Raw genomic sequence first — 22,497 nt, 5'->3', positions numbered from 1 at the left:
TCACTGGTAATAATAATAATGTTTCACCAACAATTTTTGAAATATATGCTATAACCAACAATCAAAAAAATTGCATGGTTGAAATTGTACCAATGAAAGCAATAGTGGTGAAAATCATGGTATCAACCAAGTCACCAACTAAACTTGAACCAGTTGCCCGCTGCCAAAGATGCTTCCCTTTAGTGATTTTTTTAATTTTAACAAAAACATAAGCATTAAGAATTTGTCCACATACAAATGCAATCAAACTAGCAGCGACAATACGTGGCATAAAACCTATAATTGTTTCATATGCTACCTGATTTCCCCAGCCGGACTTGAGGGTAAAATTTGAACAATAAACAATGCCAAAACAGCGACTAAATTCATAGCAAATGCTGTCCAGATGACTTTTTTGGCCTTTTAAAGCCAAAAATCTCAGTAGTTATATCTCCCATAATATAAGAAACAGGGAAAAGTATTGCACCACCATCCCAAACTAAACATGGCAGTAAGACACAGTTAATATAAAAAGGGGAATATACTGTTTTTTCTCACTTTAAAATAAAATAGGAGCTCATAATAGAACTGTTTCCACCAAGAATAGAAATACTCTTTTCTAGTTTTACTTCTAATTTTAAGATATATATAATTTTTTATAAAAAAATGAGAAGATTATCTTCTTTTATTTTAATACTTATAATACAATTGGCAATAGTTTTACTTAGATAGAGTATTAACTAAAATAAAACATTGTTATAAAAAAATAGCTAAAAAATACTAATAAGTAAATTAAAAAATGAAAAACTAAGAATGTTAGTTAAAAACAATAATAAAAAAATAATAATAATCTTACTTTTTATAAATAGATGCTCTTTTACCTATACGAATTATTTCAATTACAGAAGGATTTTCATCTTCAATTATTTTAAAAATAATTCTATAATCTCCAGTTCTAACTCTTCTTTCTTTATTAACCCTACTTTTTAGGCTAATAGAATTATATGGATTATTAGGGATTTTTTTAATGGATTTCAATAATAGTTTAGAATCTTTTTTATTTTTCTTAGATAATTTAATTAAGTATCTTTTAGCAGAAGGTTTAATAACTAAATTATAGTCTGAGTTCTTTTTCAAGCTTATCCACATCCAAAGGTATGCTTTCTTCGGCTTCGGCTTCTTGTAATTTTTTAATAAATTCTTCAGGTGTTTCTCCAAACTCTTCTGCAACAACCTCTATTGGAATGCCCACTCGATATTTCAATTTTTCTTCCTCTATTTCTTTTTCTTCAATTGTTCTTTCTAGAGATTCATTAATGATAGCTTCTTCAGTAGTATTTTCTCTCTTAGCTATTTTACTAATAGTTTTTAATAAATTAGGATTAACTTTATCCATTACACTACTCATATCATTCACCTTTTTAACATACTAATGTATATATTAACAGATATTTATAATTAATTCTTTTTTGGGCTACTATAGATAAAATTAAAAAACAAAAAAACACCATATTTTTTCTACAATATACACCAGCTACAACTTTTTTATAGCTACTTCACTATTTTATATAGTATGCTACCAACTTCTCTCCCAAATAAAAAAAAACCTGCTAAATTAGTACAATGTGTATCAAAATATGGTAAGAACATATGAGGATGGGACACAATTATTTTCAAGAAAAATTTGATTCATTTAAATTTGATTTAATAATCTAATTTTCATTTAAAATTAAAATTAAAATTTAATAATTATTATTTTATTAATTAAAACTAAAATTAAGATATATGAAAAATTTAAAATATTTTTATAGAATTTTAAAATAGCTAAAATTTAAAAATATGTGTTGTGACCCAGCCTCATATAAGAAAAAAAATTTTAACTAGAAAAAAAATAAGATATGGGAAAAAGCATATAAAAAATCCTAAGTTAAATCTATAACAATTAAAAAGAAAAATAAATAATAATAATATTAAAATTTAAAAAATAATGTAAAAAATTATAGTAAATCTTCTATATTTTTATAAACCTTTTTTCTATGCTCTGCTTGAAAAATCAATATTTCTGGAGGATTGGTTGAATCATCTACCATATAAATAATACGATAATCTCCTTTTCTTTTTTTCCTAGCTTTTACACTACCTTGAATGAACCCATATTTATATGGTTCTTTTTCGATTTCTCGAATGCTTCCCATAACTTGTTTTAAATTCAGTGGGTCTTTTTTAGATAATCTCTTGAGAAACTTATCAACTTGTGGATAAACTTTAATCTTGAAACTTATATCTTTCTTCAAGTTTATCAACATCCAACTCTATATAATTTCCCCCATCCATTTTTTCATGAATTTTATCTATTCCTTTGTGAAACTTTTCACAATCATGCTCTTTAATTATTTTCTCTAAAGATTTATTAATAAATGCTTCTTCAGTAGTGTTTTTTTCAGAAGCTAATTTTTTAATGCCATTAAATATATTACTATCAATCTTAACATTAATGTCCATATATATCACACCTATAAATATATTATTGTTTTATCAAATATTTATAATTAATTAATTTTTAGCTAACATTACTTTCATTATCACAAGATTTTTTAAATGATAAATAATAATTGAAAATGACTAAGCATCTAATATAAAAAATCTAAAAAATTACTATATTTTTTCTACAATATACACTCTACAACTTTTTTATAGCTACTTCACTATTTTATATTAATACACTACTATTCCAATATATAAAAGACTAATAATTACAACATATATAAATTTATATACTACATTAAACTAATGTTATTAATGAAGTTGAATGCATTTTAATTAATGCCTTTACTCTATTCTTATTTTTATTATCCTTTATTCCATTTTACTTTAGCATATCCAATTTTTATAAAAATTATTATATTCTCACTTTTGCGAGCATATATTTCTAATTTTTAAGCCCAGAAAATGAAGTCCAGACCTCAACCTGATTCTTTTTCATTTTCCACCAATTTTTTACATAAATTAATAACACCATAAGTCACTGGTAACAGTACTGTCTCACCGACGATTTTTGAAACATATGCAATTACCAACAATCCCATAAATTGAGGAGTTGAGATTGTACCAATAAATGCAATGGTAGTGAAAATCATAGTATCGACCAAGTCACCAACCAAACTAGAACCAATTGCTCGCTGCCAAAGGTGCTTACCTTTAGTAATCTCTTTAATCTTTATAAAAACATAAGCATTAAGAATTTGCCCAGTAACAAAGGCAATCAAACTACCAGCAACAATACGAGGCATGAAACCTATAATTGATTCATATGCTACCTGATTTCCCCATCCCGGACCTGGAGGTAAAAGTTGAACAATAAACAATGCCAAAACAGCTATCAAATTCATTGCAAATGCAGTCCAGATAACTTTTTTTGCACACTTAAAACCATAAAGTTCAGCGATTACATCTCCTAAAATATAAGAAAGAGGAAAAAGTATCGCACCACCATCCCAAACTAACCCAGTTCCAAAAAAATCAAACATTTTAGTGCTAGCAAGATTGCTGACAATTAAAACCGTTGCTGATAGAGCTGTTAAAATTGCAAAAAGTTCTGCTTTAGAAATTTTTAACTTGTTAAGCAAATTCAACATTATTCTTTCTTTCAACATCATTCCTCTCTTTTAATTTGTAAGTTCAAAATTAATCAAGTTTAATCTATTAATAATGTTATTAAGATTATTAAGATTATTAAGACTATTAAATTATTCTTATGGTGTTAATTCTTTTAATTACTAATGATATAGTAGTTTAAACTAATATATAATATTTTATATGATTTTAGAGAAAATAATGAAAAATATATATCTAAAAGATAAACAATGAGTCATATCTAAAGAATAGCTAAGAAACAAATAGCTAATCTTGCTAATTACTTCAAAAACATCAAAAGTTAGACACAATAAACTAAATAAAGATAAACTAAATAAAAATAAATACAATATTAAAAGAAAGACTAAGGAGTTAGTCTACGTCTATCTCTTGGGAATAAGACCGTTTCTCTAATATTTTCTAGTCCTGTTAGAGTCATATTAAATCTATCAGCTCCAAGACCCCAACCTGAGTGAGGAGGCATTCCATATTCAAATGCTTTTAAATATCCCCCAAATGCATCAGGATTTAATCCTTTTTCAGCTATTTTTTCTCTTAAGAGGTCGTGTTGGTGAACCCTCATAGCTCCTGAAGATATTTCAAGGTCTTTATACATTAAATCAAATGCATGACTTTTAATTGGGTTTTTCTCATTTGGCATTACATAAAATGGCTTTATTTCTGTTGGCCATTCGGTTAAGAAATAGTATCCGTCCATCATATCACCAAGCACCTTTTCAGCTGCTCTTGATAGATCTTCTCCCCATTCCATTGGAACATTTCTAGAATTTATCATATCAACAGCATCATCATAATTTACAATTTCAAAATGCCCCTCAGGTGTAGCTAAGTCTACTTCAAGGGTTTTTAGTTCTTCTTTACAATCATTTTTAACATTGATGATTACTTCTTGAACAAGATCATTTAAAACTTTCATAACATCAACATCATCCATGAAAGATGCTTCCATATCAATGGAAATAGCTTCATTTAAATGACGGAGAGTATCATGTTCTTCTGCCCTAAATATTTGAGCTATCTCATAAACTTTATCAAATCCAGCCGACATCATCATTTGTTTGTATAATTGTGGACTTTGGCCAAGAAATGCTTCTTTTTCAAAGTAAGTGATTGGAAATAATTCTGTTCCTCCTTCAGTAGCTGAAGCCACGAGTTTTGGAGTGTTAACTTCTAAGTATCCATTTTCTTCAAAGAAAGTTCTAACTGTATGAAGCATTTTACTCTTTATTTTAAATATTGCACTTACAGATGGTTTTCTAAGGTCAATGAATCTGGAATCAAGGCGTGTATCGATTTCTGCCTTAACTTTCTCTGTTGGATCCATTGGTAAAGGCTGATTAGCTAAACTAAAGACTTTAATTTCAGATGGGATAATTTCAGCACCATTTGGTGCTTTTCCACTTTCTTGAACAGTTCCTTTTAAGCCTATGACTGATTCTTTTCTTAGTTTTCTTATTTGCTCTAATAATTCATCATCTATTTCTTTACTTGGAGCAGTTAACTGAATCATCCCATCCCTATCTCTGATAAGTACAAATATTATTCCTCCAAGGTCTCTAATTTCATGAATCCATCCCATAACTGTAATGTTTTCACCAGTTAAACTTTCATCTACATCTTTAGTATAATGAGTTCTTCTCCAATCATTTGATAATCTTGTCAATTTTTCACCTTTTAATAAGTTATAATATTTTTATAAATTCTTACCTTTACATACTTTTTATTTTTATAGGTTTTAATTATAAATTTTAATAATAATATATTTTTCATTAATTAACATATATAATAATATTAATAAAAAATATACTTCTCATTAATTAACATAATAACAATATTAATAAAAAATACACTTCCCATTAATTAACATAATAACAATATTAATAAAAAATACACTTCCCATTAATTAACATAATAACAATATTAATAAAAAATATACTTCCCATTAATTAACATATATAATAATAATTAGCACCTATAATAAATTATTAATAAAAATAGATAATATATGAATTATTACTTTAGAAATTACTCTTTTTCCATCTATTTTTTTATTTTGAGTTTTATTTTTATTTTCTTTATCTTTATTATATTTAATCTTTTTAATTTTTTTATTTTTTTATTTTTTGTGGTATTTTGTCTGTATTTTCTCTTTTTATTTTTTCTAGTATTTTGTCTGTATTTTTTCTTTTTATTTTTTTGTGGTATTTTTTCTGTATTTTCTCTGTTTATTTTTTTGTGGTATTTTTTCTGTGTTTTTTCTTTATTTCTTATAGATTATTCTTTATTTAATCTATTTAACCTAACTTTTACAGAATCAGCATGGGCATGAAAACCTTCATATTCAGCTAGTGGAACTATAACATCTTCTAAAGATTTTAATCCTTCTTTAGTGAGTTTCTGAAAGGTAGGTTTTTTAAGAAACGATTCTGTTGATAAGCCAGAGTACATCTTTGCTCCCCCTGCAGTTGGAAGAACATGGTTAGTTCCAGACCCATAATCTCCAGCAGCCACTGGAGAATAATTTCCTAAGAAAATCGACCCTGCATTTTTGATTTCTTTTAGTATTTTATTTTCATTCTTTTCTTTCACCATTAGTATTAAGTGTTCTGGAGCATATTCATTAGCTAATTCAATGGATTCCTCTAATGAATTTGTAAGTATGATTTTCCCATATTTATTTAATGATTCTTCTATTATTTCTTTTCTAATGGCAAGTTTTTCTAGTTCTTCTATCTTCTCTTTTGTTTTTTTGGCTAATTTTTCATCTTCTGTTACTAAGAAACAAGAAGCATTTGGATCATGCTCAGCCTGAGATAATATGTCATGAGCTATATATTCAGGATTAGCTGTTTCATCCCCTAATATCAAGACTTCAGAAGGACCTGCTGGAAATTCAATATCTACTTCACCATAGACCAGTTTTTTTGCCCCTGTAACAAATATATTTCCTGGACCAACTATCTTTTCAACCTTTGGAATAGTTTTTGTTCCATATGCCATAGCACCAATAGCTTGACTTCCTCCAACTTTATAAATTTCATCTGCTCCAGCGATGTCTGCAGCTACTAAAATAGCATCCATTATTTTTCCATTCTCTTGAGGAGGGGAACAACATATTATCTTTTTTACTCCAGCTATTTTTGCAGGAATAACTGTCATTAATATGGTTGAAGGATAAGCAGCTCTTCCCCCTGGAATATAACAGCCTACACTGTTGATTGGCCTAATAATTTGTCCAGCATCAATTCCTTTGGATATTTCCATTGACCATTGCTTTGGAATTTGATTGTTATGGAATTTTTTTATGTTTGCTGCTGCTTTTTCAATTGCATTTATTAATGAATCATCTAAATTAGAATAGCTATTTTCTATTTCTTCTTTAGAAACTTTTAATTCTAATGCATCAATTCGAACTTTATCAAATTTTTCAGTGTATTTTTCAATAGCAGAATCTCCATATTCCTTTACATCTTTTAATATATCAGAAACTATATCTAAAACATTATTAACATCATTTTGTGATCTTTTTACGATTTCATTCACATTTTCTCTTTTATACTCTAAAATTTCCATTTGAATCAACTATTAATATGTGAAATTTATTTACGAAATTTATATTTGAAACTATCTGTATTTTCAAACTGATTATATTTAACAACTATTATTATAGTATGATATTTATAATAGTATGATATTTATAAATTAATAATATATAATTAAAGTATGACATTATTATAAAATTAATGATAAAATTATTATTTCAATAATGTAATAACTTTTTGTTTATATTATCATATTATATTTTTATTATTTTTAAATTTTAACAACAATTTTAAATAATACAAAAATAAAAAGTAGATTATATCCAAAATTCTAGAAATTAATTAGTTGATATACTTTTGTATAGTAATTACTAAATTTATAGAAAAAATAAATATATTAAGCTAAAGAGAGATAAGAGGTATAATGTGTATGTATAAGGATGAAATGATTCAGATGCATCAATTTTTAGTTTATGTTTTGAAATACTTAGAAAAAAACAATGAGATACAAAGTTCCTGTAGTGAATACTTTTCTCTAAATATAAGTCCTCATCATATTCATAGAACAAAAGCAGAGCATAAGCATGCAATTTTTGTGCTTTCAAATACAATTTCAGAAGTTATTTTGAATAATAATGCTGATACTGGACAATCTAATGTTTCTACTGCTTTATATGAATTAGTGAAAAGATCTAGAAAGGAATTGAAAATAGAATCAGACACTATCCAAGTTGAATCAAAGTAATAAAAGTTGGTTAAACTAGCATTTTTAAGGCTTTAATAGTAAAATAACATTAATAAAAATTAAAATTGATTAAAAAAAATATTATTAAGTTTTAATTAAATAAATTAAAATCAATTTCTAATATTATTTTTAATTATTTCTACTTAATGATTATATCATAGGGAGGTATATATAATTATTTCTACTTAATGATTATCCTTAAAGAGATCTATATTCAAAGTAATTATTGACAACGACATATGTTTACAGCACAAAATAATAAAAATTTATATTAATCTTTTAACTTTTTTTATTCTCCTTTCTATTTCTTTAAGTTTCTTGAAAATGTCTAATTTTGAGTAATATCTTTTATTTGATTGATTTAGTATCATTTTTCTTGTTGTGATTTATAAAAACTCTGTACTGTATAAAAACTTTGTACTGCATTGTTTGTTCTGAATATTTTTTGATTCCTTTTTTAATGTGTTTGTAAAGTAATTCTCAATTTGATTGTTTATTTTACTAGTTTTAGCACCCCTTATGTGATTTATAAGTAAATTAAAGCTATTTATGAATATTTATGGATGATTCTTCAAAAGTTTCAAGGTATTGCTTAGATTCAATTTTAAATCTTAAAACATTTCCACATACACTTTAACCTATTAAAATTTTTGTTTTAGATATTATATTAATCTTAAGACCCTATTTCACGATTTTAATAAATTTAACAAAACATAAAAAGTATTACTAATTATCATGTAAAGAATAGAAATTTTTCCATCACTTATAATTGGGCAGTACTTTTTACTATTTTTTTAAGGATTGATTATTAATTGCAATGAAAAATAACTAATTAAGACATGAATAATTATATTAGATATGATAACAGAATAGTAATAAGAAATAAGTAAAGTTTAGATACGCTAAAACATTATTAATAAGTAATAAGAGAAACTATTATTTAATAACAAATAAGATAAAATATTATTTAATAACTAAATAAAATAAACTATTACGCAATAACTAATAAAATAAACTATTATTTAATAAAGAATAAGATAAAATATTATTTAATAACTAACAAAATAAACTATTATTTAATAAAGAATAAGATAAAATATTATTTAATAAAGAATAAGATAAAATATTATTTAATAATTAACAAAATAAACTATTATTTAATAACTAACAAAATAAACTATTATTTAATAAAGAATAAGATATAATATTATTTAATAACTAATAAAATAAACTATTATTTAATAACTAACAAAATAAAAGTGATTTTATGAAAAGTACACAAAAAATGGTTTGTTTAGTGGATGGAGAACATTATCTTCCAGTAACCAAATCTGCTATTGAAACTTTAAATAACTTAGGTCATATTGACGTTGTAGCTATTGTTTTCATTGGAGGAACAGAAAAATTGAGAACAGATGATCCAGAAAGCTATTCAAAGATGATGGGAATGCCAGTGCATTTTGGGCCAAATGAAAACGAAATTCCATATGATTTAATCATAGAAATGATTAAAGAATGTGAAGCTGATGTTGTGATGGATTTAAGTGATGAACCTGTACTTGATTATAGCAAACGATTTAAAATAGCTTCAAGAGTTCTCGCAGAGGGTGTTACTTACAAAGGACCTGATTTTAAATTTGATCCAGCAACTGAATATGATATAATGAAGAAACCTTCAATTAAAATCATTGGAACTGGTAAAAGAATAGGAAAAACAGCTGTTTCTGGATTTACTGCAAGAAAAATAGATGCAAATGGTTATAATCCTTGTGTTGTAGCTATGGGTAGAGGAGGGCCAGAAAAACCGGAAATTGTTCATGGAGATCAACTAAAAATAACCCCTAAATTTTTAATGGAACAATCAGATAAAGGAGTTCATGCAGCTTCTGATCATTGGGAAGATGCTCTTATGAGTAGAGTTCTCACCATCGGTTGTAGAAGATGTGGTGGAGGAATGGCCGGCGATGTATTTTTAACCAACATGGAAGAAGGAGCTAAAATAGCCAATGAAGTTGATTCTAAGTTTGTAATTTTTGAAGGAAGTGGTGCAGCTATTCCTCCTATTAAAACTAATAAAAATATAGTATTAATTGGAGCTAATCAACCATTACACAATATTGAAGGCTTTTTTGGGCCATTAAGGATAGAATTAGGAGATCTCATTCTATTGACCATGTGTGAAGAACCAATGGCATCAGTTCAAAAAATAAAAAAAATTGAAGAATTTATAGCTAAAACAAATCCTGATGCAACGGTAATATCTACAGTATTTAGACCTAAACCATTAGGCGATATAACTGGTAAAAGTGTACTATTTGCTACAACAGCCCCTAAAACTATACAAAAAGTTTTAGTTGAGCATATAGAAAGTGAATATAACTGTAAAGTGATTGGAACAACTCCTCACCTGTCAAATAGACCCCTTCTTCAAAAAGACCTTGATAAATACATTGGTGAAGCTGATGTCATGTTGACTGAGCTTAAAGCAGCTGCAGTTGATGTAGCTACAAAAGACGCTCTTAAATATGGGTTAGAAGTCATTTACTGTGATAATATTCCCATTCCAATATCTGACAACTACCCAGACCTTTCAAAATCTGTTCTTAACCTAGTTGATTCAGCTATTGAAGACTTTGACAATAGCTAATTACCCAAATAATTAATTGAATACAACAGTTATTTAATGAATTATTTTATTAAGAATGAATTTATTAAAAAATTTTTTATTAATAAATTTTTATATTTATTATTATAATATAGATTTATATTTATTATTATAATATATTTTTATACTTTTCATTATAATGTATTTTTAATAGAAAGTATTTAATTATTAATGATTTTATTAATATTTTTAATAAAATTCGTTTATTAAATTTATTAATAACTTTACATTTTCATTATATTATAATTACACTTTCATAATATCATAATTACCATTTTCATCATATCATAATTACACTAATCTTTTACTCATTTTTTAAAAACTAGATTTTAATTATTTCAACTATCTTGGAAAGATTTCAAATAGTATTATCTATAGATTAAAGAGTGGTGTTTATTTTGGATCAAGATCAAACAAAAAGGCTGTTGAAGTTTACTTTAAATGAAAAAAAAATTATTAAAACTTTAAATCTTCCAGATGAAATATTTTTACCATTATTTTTTTCTATTCGTTTTGGAGGAGATTGGAGTGTCAATAAAAATTCTAAGAATTTAATGTCTGTTAAAGAAAAATTAACTCATTATGATAAGGATAAGAAAGTAGGATACACTTTAGAAAAAATATTTTTGTTTGTAAATCCAAAACTTCTTTCTCAGGAAGGAAAAATATATAGAATGGAGAAATGTAGTAATAACAATGAAAGAGAATTAGTTGAAAGACCCTATAACGTTTCTATTGATGGTGAATATATATTGGAAGCTACATTAGATCCAAAGAAAAAGAAAATATTTTTAAAGACACTTAAAGGACCATTGACATTTTCAGGACCTACCGCATATGGAGCTGCTCATGAACTGGAACATCTTGATAACGGTTCTATAGAAGGACTCCCCTTTTGGGATTTTGAATATGAATTGATTTAACTACTTATAACGTTTTTACCATCCCCATTTTTTTTTATTTTCTCTCTTCTCCTCATTATCAATTATTCTCACTTATTTTCCCTCTTTTTTATTTCCTTTCTTTCTTCTCCTCATTATCACCTATTCTCACTTATTTTCTCTCTTTTTTATTTCCTTTATTTCGTCTCCTCATTATTATCTATTCTCATTTATTTTCTTTTTTCTTTTAAAATGTTTTAAATTTCTTTTTTGTAGCTATTTGTTCAATTTTCTTGAAAATAGACCATATTAGGTCACTCTAAAAATATTAAAAATTTTGAGAAAAGATTGTTTTTTAAAATCATTGATAAAATAAGTTCTCATATTCGCTTAAAATTTAAATAAGAGAAAATAGTAATGTAATATCTACGTTTTTCATAATAAAAAAGAGAGGTTGGGTAAAATGAATCTGAAAGATATATTAGGTATGGATGTTGTTGATAAACATGAAAACAGCGTAGGAAGTGTTCACAGTATCGATATCGATGAAAGTGCTGGTTGTGCTTTATCTATAACTACAACTTCAGGTGGTGCATTATTAGCTGATACAAATTCATATGGTTTCGATCAGATAGATAACATATCAAACAATGTGAAACTAAACATTGTAATTGACTAAATAAATGAAATTTCATATGATATAACATTACAATTTCAAAAGGAGGTGAATTAAAATGAAAATAACTAATTTAATGGGTAAGGATGTTATTGATTCTGCTGGTGAAAGTTTAGGTAAAGTTGATAACCTTATGATTGATGAAAATAGTGGTTCTATTATAGGTCTCAATCTAAAAGAAAAAACAGGGACGTCATCATATGAAGAAAGTACAATTGCATTTAATGAAATAGAATCCATAGAAGATACTATTCACGTGAATATTTACAAAAGCGAATTTTCTGATGAAGAGGGATTCTTATAGGGAAAACATTGAAATTTCTCTCCCTTTATTGTTTTTTTTATAGAAAAAGTTTTAGTTTTAGCTCTATAAATATTAATACCCATATTTTACTTTTTATTCTGTTTTAATTTCTTATTTTTATTTTATTCTTGTTAATATTTATTTTTTTATTCCTTTATGGTCTTTATTGATTATTTTAGTTTTATCCTTATTATTATCTCTTTTTTTAATCTTATCCTTATTGTTATCTCTTCTTTTAGTTTTATCATTATTATTATCTCTTATTTTAATTTTATCATTATTTTTATTATAGTAATCGACATTTGATTTCAAAATGATAAAAAAAAGATTATTAATTCTAAATGTTTTTAAAATTAGCTGTTTAATGGATAACCAACCATGAAAACTAACTTTAAAATGTAATTCAATTTGAAAAGCTTTGTCTAGTACTATAGATATGTACAAACAATAAAAATCAGAAATTTTTCAAATTTATAATGGATAAAATAAAAAAATTTTACATATAATAAAAAAAATAGAGGAGAAAATAAATAATTCCTTCTAAAAAATGTTTAATCTTGTTTTCTTCTAATAGCTATTCCAAATATGGTTAACACGACTAATAAGATAGTTATTACGGGCATTCCTGTATTTTTCATAGTAGCATTAGCTACTGGATTATCACTTGTTTTATTAGTATTATTAGTATCATTTTTGTTGTTTTGAATTTCAAATTCAACTGAAACTGGATTAAAACTGTAATTTACATCATTAGAGGTAACTATAATCACATGACGACCATCATTAAGTTTAGTACTTGATATATGGATTTTTCCAATACCATCATCACCAGTAACGATATTTACAATGTGTTTACCATCCAAATCAACATTAACTTCATAATCTGGTATTGGATCATCATCAACATCCGTTACTGTAACAATCACATCAACAGATCCATCAGAATTTTTAACTACATTCACATCAACAATAGCTTCACCTTTTACAACATTAAAAGTTGTAGTATTTGTATAACTAAAGTATTTATCGTTTCCTGCATATTCAACCATAATAGTAACATTTCCTGTGTGTGTTGGTTTGTAAGTAAGGCTCCATCGACCATTAGAATCAGTGATCAAAGGATAAACCTTACCATCAACTGTAACAGTAATTGGGGCATTAGCTACTGGATTACCATTCTCATCAACAAGCACACCATCGATTGTTATGGTTTTACCCATTTTAGCAATTTCAGGAATATTTACAGTTGAATTAACAGCTAATTTTCTAACATTAAAGCTAGTAGTATTAGTAAAGCTTGTGTAATTTTCATTACCCGCAAAGTTAACAACTGTATTGAAAGTGCCTGTATAGTTAGTAGTATAATTTAACTCCCAATAACCAAAACCATCAACAAATACATTAAAGAGTGTACCATCAACAATAACATCAACACTAGCTATTCCAGTAAAATTAGCTAAATAACCACTAATAGTGACATTTTCACCAATTTGAGCAGGATTAGGAATAACAACAATAGTTGAATTAGTACCATTCTTAGCTACTATAAAATTAGTAGAATTAGTAAAACTAGTGTAATTTTCATTACCAACAAAACTAACAACTACAGTTAAATTACCAGTACGATTAGTAGTATAATTCAAACTCCAACCACCAGTAGTACTATTAACAGGCACATTTAAAAATATTGTACCATCAACAGTAACATTAACACTACCTATCCCAGTATGATTATCTAAATGACCACTAATAGTGACATTTTCACCAATTTGAGCAGGATTAGGAATAACAACAATAGTTGAGTTAGTAGAATTCATTGCCTCAAAAAAAGTCATATTCACATCTTGTTCATCTAAAGAAGCAGTTACAGTCTGAATTCCTTCAGATAGAATAGTGAAATTATAAATGAATAAATCGTCACGGCTAGAATTATAAGGTGCACCATTAAAAGTACCATTAATGACAAAATAAGGTAAATTCTCAACACCAATATTATCAAAAGTAGTATTCAATACTAACAGATAAAAACTAGCACTATCACCAATATTAACATTATCCAAACTACTAATGTTAGTAATATTCAAAATATAATGATTACTGGTATTAATACCAGAAACAATACCAGTTATATTGTTTTTCCCCCACCAATTCAAATCAGCATTAGTATCATTTCCAAAGTTTACCATATCGAAACCAGTACCATTATTATCGTAAATACGGTTGTAATTTATACTATTACCAGTTACATTATAGACAATTATTCCTCCTTTTAGGTTGTTGAGTATGGTAGAGCCATTTAAAGTATTATTAGTGCCATTAAAGATAATACCGAAATCATTACCACGGATAGTGGAATTATAAAGCCAATTATTACTTGAAGTATCATTAAACATTACAGCAACACCACTATCATCGGACCTATTATAGCCAGTGAAATTACCAGTTAAACGATTACCATTAGCACCATTAGCGAATATGAATCCACCATTATTATTATAACCAAAGCTAGCTATCACTGTATAATTACTATTACTACCACTTATATCAACTGCGTATAAATTATCAGTAATATTATTAGTATTGTTTAAGCCAACAATTGTATAATTCAAATTTGTTAAAATAAACTGAATACCAACAGTATTATTAAAAATACGATTACTAGATAATGTGAAATTAGTAGTAGCTAAACCAACAGCATGACTATTACCAGTAAAATTAGAATCCATAATCACACTATTATCACTACGAGTAGAAACACCACCACCATAAACAGCACTATTGTTAATGAAATTAGAACCACTAACATTCATATTAAAACAATTATTACCATTGGAGATAGCACCACCAGTATTTGCAGTGTTGTTAATGAAAGTAGAACCACTAATAGTCGAATTAATAACACTATTACCACTAGCAGAAATGGAAATAGCACCACCAGAAGCAACAACTGCAGTATTGTTAATGAAATTAGAACCACTAACTCTCATATTATCACCATTATCATTGACGACAGCACCACCATTACCAGTAGTTGCAGTATTGTTAATGAAAGTAGAACCACTAACTCCCATATTATCACCAGAATTGATGAGAGCACCACCAGAAATAAATGCAGTGTTGTTAGTGAAATTAGAACCACTAACACTCAAATTAACACCAGTATTGTAGATAGCACCACCACGGTTATTTGCTGTGTTGTTAGTGAAATTAGAACCACTAACACTCAAATTAACACCATTACTGTAGATAGCACCACCATAAGTAAGTGCAGTGTTGTTAATGAAATTAGAACCACTAACACTCAAATTAACACCAATATTAAAAATAGCACCACCAGTATTTGCAGTGTTGTTAATGAAAGTAGAACCACTAACACTCGAATTAGCACCATTATTGTATATAGCACCACTACGGTTATTTGCTGTGTTGTTAGTGAAATTAGAGTCAGTAACACTCATATTAACACCATAAACATTATTGTATATAGCACCACCATAAACAGCACTGTTGTTAATGAAATTAGAACCAGTAACATTCATATTAAAGCCACCATTGTAGATAGCACCACCATCACGATTTGCAGTGTTGTTGATGAAATTAGAATCACCAATACTCAAATTAGCACCAGCAACATTACTGTAGATAGCACCACCATCAGTATTTACAGTGTTGTTGATGAAAATAGAACCACTAACACCCACATTATTACTCCCATGAATGGCTATGGCACCACCAACATTTGCACTGTTGTTAATGAAAATAGAATCAATAACACTTAAATTAATACCCATATACCAGATACCAGCACCACTACCAACAGTTGCTCTGTTGTTAGTGAAAATAGAACCACTAACACTCAAATTAGCAACAGCATTATTTAAGATACCAGCAGCAACACTTGCAGTATTGTTAGTGAAATTAGAACCACTAACATTCAAATTACCACCAGCATTGTAGATAGCACCAGCACCAGTGCCACTAGTTGCAGTGTTGTTTATGAATGTGCAATTGATGAAAGTCATCGTTGTTCTAGTGTAGTTATTATATATTGCCCCACCAATTGAATCCCTTCCATTTCTGAATGTTATGTTTATAAACATCACATTCACATTATTGCTCATGTTGAATATTCGTCTTAGTCCTTGTGCATCAATTATTACATTAGCAGCAGGTCCATTTCCTTGTATTGTCACGTTTTTGGTAATAGTTAAGTTTGTATTATTAGTTCCTCTGTAGGTTCCAGTAGCTAAATTTATGGTATTTTGATTATCTATTGCACTGTTTAGTCCTTGTCGGATTCCTCCAACATTTGCTGGATTAACATTTATAATAGCTGCAAAGCTGGAGTTTAAGCTAATAACTAATAGTAAAATAGTAGCTATTAGTATACTCGTTTTTAGTATTACTTTTTTATAGTTTTTTATTTTTTTCACCTCCTTTTACATTGTATTATTATAAAAATCAGTTAGAATAAGTAGAGAATAATCACTACTTATTAACCGATAATAATTATATTCTATACCACATATAAACTTTATTGAAAAATAATATATATATATATATATATATATCATAAATAAGTAAATAAAAAACAATGAAAAGAACTTAAAAAAAGTAAAAACCTGAAAAAAATAAAATAATAATAATAATATAATAAATTTTTGAAAGTATTGTAAAAATATAAAATCCATTTAAAATGTTTTTAAAATGCATATAAATAGCTAAAAACCTTTATAATACACCATAATTAAAAATACATAAACATATAACTTTTATAAATGATAAATCCATATAAATAAAGTAAATAAAATATGAACATATAAATGGATAAAACTTTTCAAATTGAAATTTATAGCTAGATATTGATTTTGTAATTATATTAATTCATTAAATAGCTAATTTTAGATATTAAAACCCACTAGTATCTTTTTTATAATTTTAAAAAGTTTTTTCCAATACTATGTCGGTTGATTTTTAAAGATCATAGTTAACATTTAATAGCTTAAAAATTGAGTATCATTAATTACAATATTCTTTGTTTAAATTATTCTCAACTTCCTCATATTTTAAAAGTAGTTGGCTGAATAATTCACTAACTATTTTTTCAACTTCATTGTCTAAATATTTCAAACCATTCTCAGTTATTCCTTTTTTTGTAGTTGTTTTAGTTAGTATTTCATCAATATCTAAATTTTTATCATTTAGTTGAATTGAAGTTCCTAACATAGTTTTAATAAGCATATTTTCTAACTCTAGATAAGACAATGAAGTATTTTTACATGCAGTAATAGCTATTTTTCTTATCACAAGCGATAGAAATGCAGGACCGCAGCTTGTTAAAATAGTAGCTATTTTGGTATCATTATTTTTATCAGACCCGATATCCTTGTATTCGTCATTTTTTTCACCATTTCTTGAAATAGTGTTGTTCTTATTGTTTCTATCAGTATCAAGAATTTTAATGTAACTAAATTTATTAAATAGTGATTCTACGAAGTTTTTATCATTTAAATCTAATTTTGAATTATGCAAAATTAATGAGATTCCTTTTTGATTGTTATTAGAACTATATTTTTGATTGGAAATAGCTATTTCATTATATGTAGAAATAATTGTTGGAATCACTTGAGAAACTTTCCCATGAAAAATATTAGATATATTTTCAAAAGTTAATCCAGCACAAACATGAATTATATGGCTATTTTCATTTAAAGAAGTAGCTATTTCTTCTAATAATGTTTTGAATTCAGGAGTTTCCACAAAAATAAATATTTTATTACATTTTTTAGCTAAATAGCTATTATCTGATGTTACTTCAAGCAAAGGATATTTCTCTTTTAAATTATCTAATTTACTCATTGTTCTATTTGAAAGTATAATTTCCTCTTCTTTTAATAGCTTTAATGATAATATGTTATTTATTACCATTTGTCCCATGTTTCCATAACCAATGAATCCTATTTTACTCATATATTTTTTATATGTGTTTTTATCTTATATATTATCGTATTTTGTCATGTCAAATTAACTTAATAACAAAAGACGCAAAACCTTACATAAACAAAAAATACATTTTCAGATGATCTCATGTTTAAGAAGATGGGTCATAATTTATAAAATCAAAATTTTAAAAATCGATTAAATTACATTAATATTTCAAAGAATAATGAAAGACTATCATCTCAAAAAAATATTTATATTGGGTTAATTAATGAATTAATTATTTAAAATCCAATACCAAGAAAATAGATGATATCAAAGAAAAATTACCTTCTTTCAGATCTAAAAAAGTCCAAAAAAAGAATGAAAAGAAAATTAAAAAACTAAAATCCGAAATAAGAAAATATAAAATATAAAGCCAATTAAAAGAACTTGAAAACTATAAAGAAAGAATATCTAACATATTCAAACAAAAAATGTTAAAAAAGCTAAAAGACGATTTAAAACTCTATACAACAATTTAAAGAACTTACCTCCAGTTGTTGCGACTTTTATTCACCGATTAAATAAAACTTTTGATAAAGCTGTAAATCACATGGTTTAATGAATATTTACCATCAACTAATAATCAATTAGAATGTTACAATGATGTATCATTACCCAATAACCAGAAAAAAACCTATAGAACAGACAGAGGATTAGAAAGAGCCATAAAATTAGGTAAAAAAAGATGGATAGAAAGAAATAGAAAACCAACTTAAAAATCAAAATCAGAAACCATCACAATAATTTTTGACAGAGCCTTATGAATGATTATCTTCATTTTAATTCTAAACATTTTAATTTTTATCATTTTTCATTAAGTATCCTCTAATAATTTTGGATTTTTAGCATTTTGGCTTGTGACAACTTTTTTTCGTGTTTGTTTTTCTAAGTTTTTACGAGCATCTCCAGCAATAGTTCCGCCTCTTTTAGCTATATCTTTGCTATCTTCAAATCCTTCGGGATTTTCAGTTTTAGATATTTCAGTAGTGGATACTTCAGCTAACATATTCAATACTAATTCAACATTGCTCATATTACCGAAAATCGAAGATTTTCGTAATAAGAAAATCGCAAAAGCGATTTTCTGTATTATCTCTAAGGTTTTCTTTTTTAAGACATTTGATTTGTTTGTGTTCTTTTGTATCTATTTCAAAACAAGCATTACTTATTTCATTAGTTAGAATAGCATATTCTATTCCTTGTTTAACACCAGATCTATCCCATTCATCAATCATATCTTTTCTTATTTCTTTAGATTTTAATCTCTGATTAATCCAAGCTTCTGAATAACCTTTTGATCGATAAGTATCTAATGCCCTATCAATTGCTTTTTCAGGGTCAGCTATTTCATCAAGTCTTTCATGGTCGATTTTAGCTAACCATCTTTTAAATAGTTCTGCATTTGGTGATGGAATTGATTGTATGATTCTTAATATCTGTTCTGTATTCCCAACATCAGTTTTATAATATTTCCCATCAAAAGAAAGCATTTTCAGTTGACTACAATTTGTAGCCAACTGACTACCTTCTAATCTGAAGCTTGTGAAAAGATAGGAATTACCATACCCACAGGTTATCAATGGTTAAAGGCATGGAAAAATGATTGAAAAGTTTTAGGCTGAATAAGGCATCGTTTATAATGATTATGTGCGAATAATTTTAATATGCGAATATTCTTTAAATATTAAAATTTTAAATATTAATTAAAAAACGGACTTGGTGGGATTCGAACCCGCGACGGCAGAATTAGGAGTCCTGCGCTCTTCCAGGCTAAGCCACAAGCCCAATTAAAAATAAAAAAAGTATTCGAGAATTTATTATAAAAATAATTAATTATTAACTTTGTTAATCAGCCTTAAATAGTTTTTTCTAACCAGAACATTATTCTTAAAAATATTAAATTAAATACCTATTTTCATATGACCATCACCAGTGTCTTTATATCTAGCTCCACATTTAGGCAAATAAAATCGCCACGAACACAATTACTGTATCCACATTCACAATTTATCTCTTTACATGGAGTATTTACTTCCCCTGATGAAGTTCTAACCATATTATCAGCTCTAAATTTTTACTCAAGATTCTCAATTCATTGTTGATTAAATGTATTCTATTAAATTTGTCATATCATTTTCATTCATATACTTAAATGATTGTGGTGCAGAGAAATCTTCTAATTTATCAGTTTCTATAGGATTTCCAAAGATTTCAAGTTCGTCTATTTTTAATGCAAATCCCTCTTCTTTATTTTCGAAATAATCAAAAAAATCTTCTTCATTTATACCTGCTTCTTCAGAAAAATTATTCCATAAATTTTTAGGGCAATCTTTAATTATTTTATTTGATTTAAAGCAACCTATTATTTTTTTTTCAGGTGAAGTGGAATAAATTACTATTTTTTCGACTTCTTTTTTGAAAATATTTCTTCGGAATTCATAGGTTTTTTCTTTTGAAATTATTTTTTCAACATATTTTGGTTTAATTGAGATTAGAACATTCATTTACATCACTAATTTTTTTAATTTCAAGTATTTTTCATGAGATAAACTTTGAATAGATTGTGGAGGTCCATTTAAAATTTTATTTTCTATTAATTCTTCAAAAGGTACTTTTTTAATTTTTTTACTATAGATAAACAATATTATTGAATTATTCTTCTTATCAAAATCATTTAACTCATCATTTGAATATACAGAACGTTTACCTATTGTTTTATTAATCTCATCAAAGTTAAGATTTTTATAAAAACTTTCTACGATTCCAATATCTCCTATTCCTTTTTTATCAGATTCATAAAATAATAAAATATCTCCAGATTTTAAATTTACATTAGAACCTGAAATATATGCTTTTTTAATAGTATTAGCTGAAATAGGATAATATTCTAAGTTTTGAAAAAATTCATATAACTTTTTCTGCTCTTTTTTCTGTAAAAATAATTTTTCGTGAAATTCTGGTTTAATTGGAACTATATATTTATTTACTTTTTCACCATCATAAAACTCAGGATAAAAATTTTTAGCTAAATCTAAAGGTGATTTTTCACCTATCAATTCATTTATAGAATTTTTAACTTCTTTTTCATCAATGACTTTTATATAAATCGCTTCACCTCTTGAATTATCTCCAGCATGGTTAAAACCATACTCTTCGATTAAATATACTAAAGGATCATCAGGTTTTATAAAGTGGGTTAGATATATTTCTTTAATGTTTTTATCTAATGAATATTTTAGAATCCAGCTTAAGAAGAACTCACCAATTTTATAGCCAGTGCTCGTGACAACAAGAGTCGCTATTTTCATCCTGTCTTTAGGGGGTAGAGTTCTATCTAAAAGGTCAATAGATTCTGTTTCTTCTTTATATATTAACAAAGCCCCAATACTCTTTCCATTTTCTTCGTAAACTAAACATTCTCTTCTTTTACGGCTAATTGATTCAAACCATTTATTGAATTCAGGATAATCTGCTTTTAAAGTATCAAATATAGGGTCTTCAAGGTCTAAATAATTCACTGTTGTATACTTTATAGTATATGGCAAAACAGGTAAGTTTATACTGAAATTTTCTAAAGCTTCTGATATTGTAAATATTCTATCACTAAAATTTTCTTCTAAATTATTGAGCTTTGATGCTTTTTTATGTATTCCTTCATCTTCTGTTATTAAGAAACTAGCCTCATCCTTTAAAATAGCATATATTAAACAATTGTCCACATAGTCATGAGAGTTATCTTTAGGTTTAACTATATATTTAAAATCATTATCTTTATCAAAATTAGGATAATTCTTAATTTCATCATAGCTATTGAGTTTAGAAAGCATGATTTCTCTCCTATCTACAACTTTATCTCCTTTAATTTCTTTAATAGCTAATGGATGTATTAACAAATGATACTCAGGAGTGTTAATAGTTTTTAATAGCTGTTGAAGCTTTTCATCTATTAGTTTATTATCCTCTCTATAGATTATTATATTTGTGTCTAATAAAATCCTAGTTATCATAATATAGTATTTAGAAATTGCATTATTTAAGTTTTTATATAAAACTCTATTATTAAACA

20 protein-coding genes and 1 tRNA gene are annotated in these 22,497 nt (G+C 26.5%); 5 read left to right on the top strand and 16 right to left on the bottom strand.

Features of this window, described 5'->3' with window-relative positions; genetic code table 11:
- Positions 1–61: 61 nt before the first annotated feature.
- The 8 genes from MBCUT_RS11720 to hisD all read right to left on the bottom strand — a co-directional run bounded on the left by MBCUT_RS11720 (position 62) and on the right by hisD (position 7,206).
- Entirely contained in the window at positions 62–412 is a 351-nt protein-coding gene (locus MBCUT_RS11720; protein WP_067259653.1) for a queuosine precursor transporter, read from the bottom strand.
- A gap of 419 nt (positions 413–831) precedes the next feature.
- On the bottom strand, positions 832–1,116 hold the full coding sequence (locus MBCUT_RS05340) for a type II toxin-antitoxin system RelE family toxin (RefSeq protein ID WP_067259652.1): 285 nt from the start codon (positions 1,114–1,116) through the stop codon (positions 832–834).
- Positions 1,094–1,387 carry a hypothetical protein gene (locus MBCUT_RS05335; protein WP_067259651.1) on the bottom strand — a complete coding sequence of 98 codons (294 nt, stop codon included), beginning with the start codon at positions 1,385–1,387 and terminating at the stop codon, positions 1,094–1,096. The genes MBCUT_RS05340 and MBCUT_RS05335 overlap by 23 nt, the downstream gene beginning before the upstream one ends.
- Before the next feature lie 589 nt (positions 1,388–1,976).
- A complete protein-coding gene (locus tag MBCUT_RS05330) occupies positions 1,977–2,273 on the bottom strand; it encodes a type II toxin-antitoxin system RelE family toxin (protein WP_067259650.1) in 297 nt (98 codons plus the stop codon).
- A complete protein-coding gene (locus MBCUT_RS05325; RefSeq protein WP_067259649.1) occupies positions 2,245–2,481 on the bottom strand; it encodes a hypothetical protein in 237 nt (78 codons plus the stop codon). The genes MBCUT_RS05330 and MBCUT_RS05325 overlap by 29 nt, the downstream gene beginning before the upstream one ends.
- A 461-nt stretch (positions 2,482–2,942) precedes the next feature.
- Positions 2,943–3,614, bottom strand: a complete 672-nt coding sequence (locus MBCUT_RS05320; protein WP_067259663.1) for a queuosine precursor transporter — start codon at positions 3,612–3,614, stop codon at positions 2,943–2,945.
- Between the two features lie 362 nt (positions 3,615–3,976).
- Positions 3,977–5,296: an aspartate--tRNA(Asn) ligase gene (gene aspS / locus MBCUT_RS05315; RefSeq protein WP_067259648.1), complete on the bottom strand. Its 1,320-nt coding sequence runs from the start codon at positions 5,294–5,296 to the stop codon at positions 3,977–3,979.
- Between the two features lie 611 nt (positions 5,297–5,907).
- The gene (hisD, locus tag MBCUT_RS05310) at positions 5,908–7,206 is read right to left on the bottom strand and encodes a histidinol dehydrogenase (protein ID WP_067259647.1); all 1,299 of its coding nucleotides are present in this window, start codon (positions 7,204–7,206) and stop codon (positions 5,908–5,910) included.
- Positions 7,207–7,605: 399 nt separating this feature from the next.
- Between hisD and MBCUT_RS05305 the strand changes: the two genes are divergently transcribed.
- The 5 genes from MBCUT_RS05305 (at position 7,606) to MBCUT_RS05285 (ending at position 12,446) form a co-directional block, all read left to right on the top strand.
- A complete protein-coding gene (locus MBCUT_RS05305; RefSeq protein WP_067259646.1) occupies positions 7,606–7,920 on the top strand; it encodes a UPF0058 family protein in 315 nt (104 codons plus the stop codon).
- Between the two features lie 1,267 nt (positions 7,921–9,187).
- The gene (locus MBCUT_RS05300; protein WP_067259645.1) at positions 9,188–10,567 is read left to right on the top strand and encodes a 2,3-diphosphoglycerate synthetase; all 1,380 of its coding nucleotides are present in this window, start codon (positions 9,188–9,190) and stop codon (positions 10,565–10,567) included.
- A 407-nt stretch (positions 10,568–10,974) separates the two neighbouring features.
- On the top strand, positions 10,975–11,508 hold the full coding sequence (locus tag MBCUT_RS05295) for a putative ATP-dependent zinc protease (protein ID WP_394327052.1): 534 nt from the start codon (positions 10,975–10,977) through the stop codon (positions 11,506–11,508).
- Positions 11,509–11,929: 421 nt separating this feature from the next.
- Positions 11,930–12,145, top strand: coding sequence for a PRC-barrel domain-containing protein (locus MBCUT_RS05290; RefSeq protein WP_067259643.1), 216 nt, complete (start codon positions 11,930–11,932; stop codon positions 12,143–12,145).
- A 55-nt stretch (positions 12,146–12,200) separates the two neighbouring features.
- On the top strand, positions 12,201–12,446 hold the full coding sequence (locus tag MBCUT_RS05285) for a PRC-barrel domain-containing protein (RefSeq protein WP_067259642.1): 246 nt from the start codon (positions 12,201–12,203) through the stop codon (positions 12,444–12,446).
- 138 nt (positions 12,447–12,584) lie between these two features.
- On the opposite strand, the gene MBCUT_RS11305 is transcribed toward MBCUT_RS05285, so the two are convergent.
- From MBCUT_RS11305 to MBCUT_RS05245, 8 genes are all read right to left on the bottom strand, one after another.
- The gene (locus MBCUT_RS11305; RefSeq protein WP_169805398.1) at positions 12,585–12,758 is read right to left on the bottom strand and encodes a hypothetical protein; all 174 of its coding nucleotides are present in this window, start codon (positions 12,756–12,758) and stop codon (positions 12,585–12,587) included.
- 239 nt (positions 12,759–12,997) lie between these two features.
- Positions 12,998–16,879, bottom strand: coding sequence for a beta strand repeat-containing protein (locus tag MBCUT_RS05275; protein ID WP_067259640.1), 3,882 nt, complete (start codon positions 16,877–16,879; stop codon positions 12,998–13,000).
- Between the two features lie 586 nt (positions 16,880–17,465).
- Complete coding sequence (locus MBCUT_RS05270; protein WP_067259639.1) at positions 17,466–18,416, bottom strand: pyrroline-5-carboxylate reductase dimerization domain-containing protein; 951 nt, start codon at positions 18,414–18,416, stop codon at positions 17,466–17,468.
- An 829-nt stretch (positions 18,417–19,245) separates the two neighbouring features.
- Positions 19,246–19,464 carry a hypothetical protein gene (locus MBCUT_RS05265; protein WP_067259638.1) on the bottom strand — a complete coding sequence of 73 codons (219 nt, stop codon included), beginning with the start codon at positions 19,462–19,464 and terminating at the stop codon, positions 19,246–19,248.
- 1 nt (position 19,465) lies between these two features.
- Positions 19,466–20,011: a hypothetical protein gene (locus tag MBCUT_RS05260; protein WP_157082493.1), complete on the bottom strand. Its 546-nt coding sequence runs from the start codon at positions 20,009–20,011 to the stop codon at positions 19,466–19,468.
- Positions 20,012–20,142: 131 nt separating this feature from the next.
- A tRNA-Arg gene (locus tag MBCUT_RS05255) sits at positions 20,143–20,216 on the bottom strand.
- A gap of 317 nt (positions 20,217–20,533) precedes the next feature.
- Positions 20,534–20,935 carry an ASCH domain-containing protein gene (locus tag MBCUT_RS05250; RefSeq protein ID WP_067259636.1) on the bottom strand — a complete coding sequence of 134 codons (402 nt, stop codon included), beginning with the start codon at positions 20,933–20,935 and terminating at the stop codon, positions 20,534–20,536.
- Positions 20,936–22,438 (bottom strand): hypothetical protein, encoded by a 1,503-nt coding sequence (locus MBCUT_RS05245; protein ID WP_067259662.1) that lies wholly within the window; start codon positions 22,436–22,438, stop codon positions 20,936–20,938.
- Positions 22,439–22,497: the final 59 nt, after the last annotated feature.

Origin of the sequence: Methanobrevibacter cuticularis, from assembly GCF_001639285.1 — an archaeon.
GTDB classification, from domain to species: domain Archaea; phylum Methanobacteriota; class Methanobacteria; order Methanobacteriales; family Methanobacteriaceae; genus Methanobaculum; species Methanobaculum cuticulare.
The sequence above is the reverse complement of the archived record's forward strand: the minus strand, read 5'-3'. Positions and strand labels throughout refer to the sequence as shown.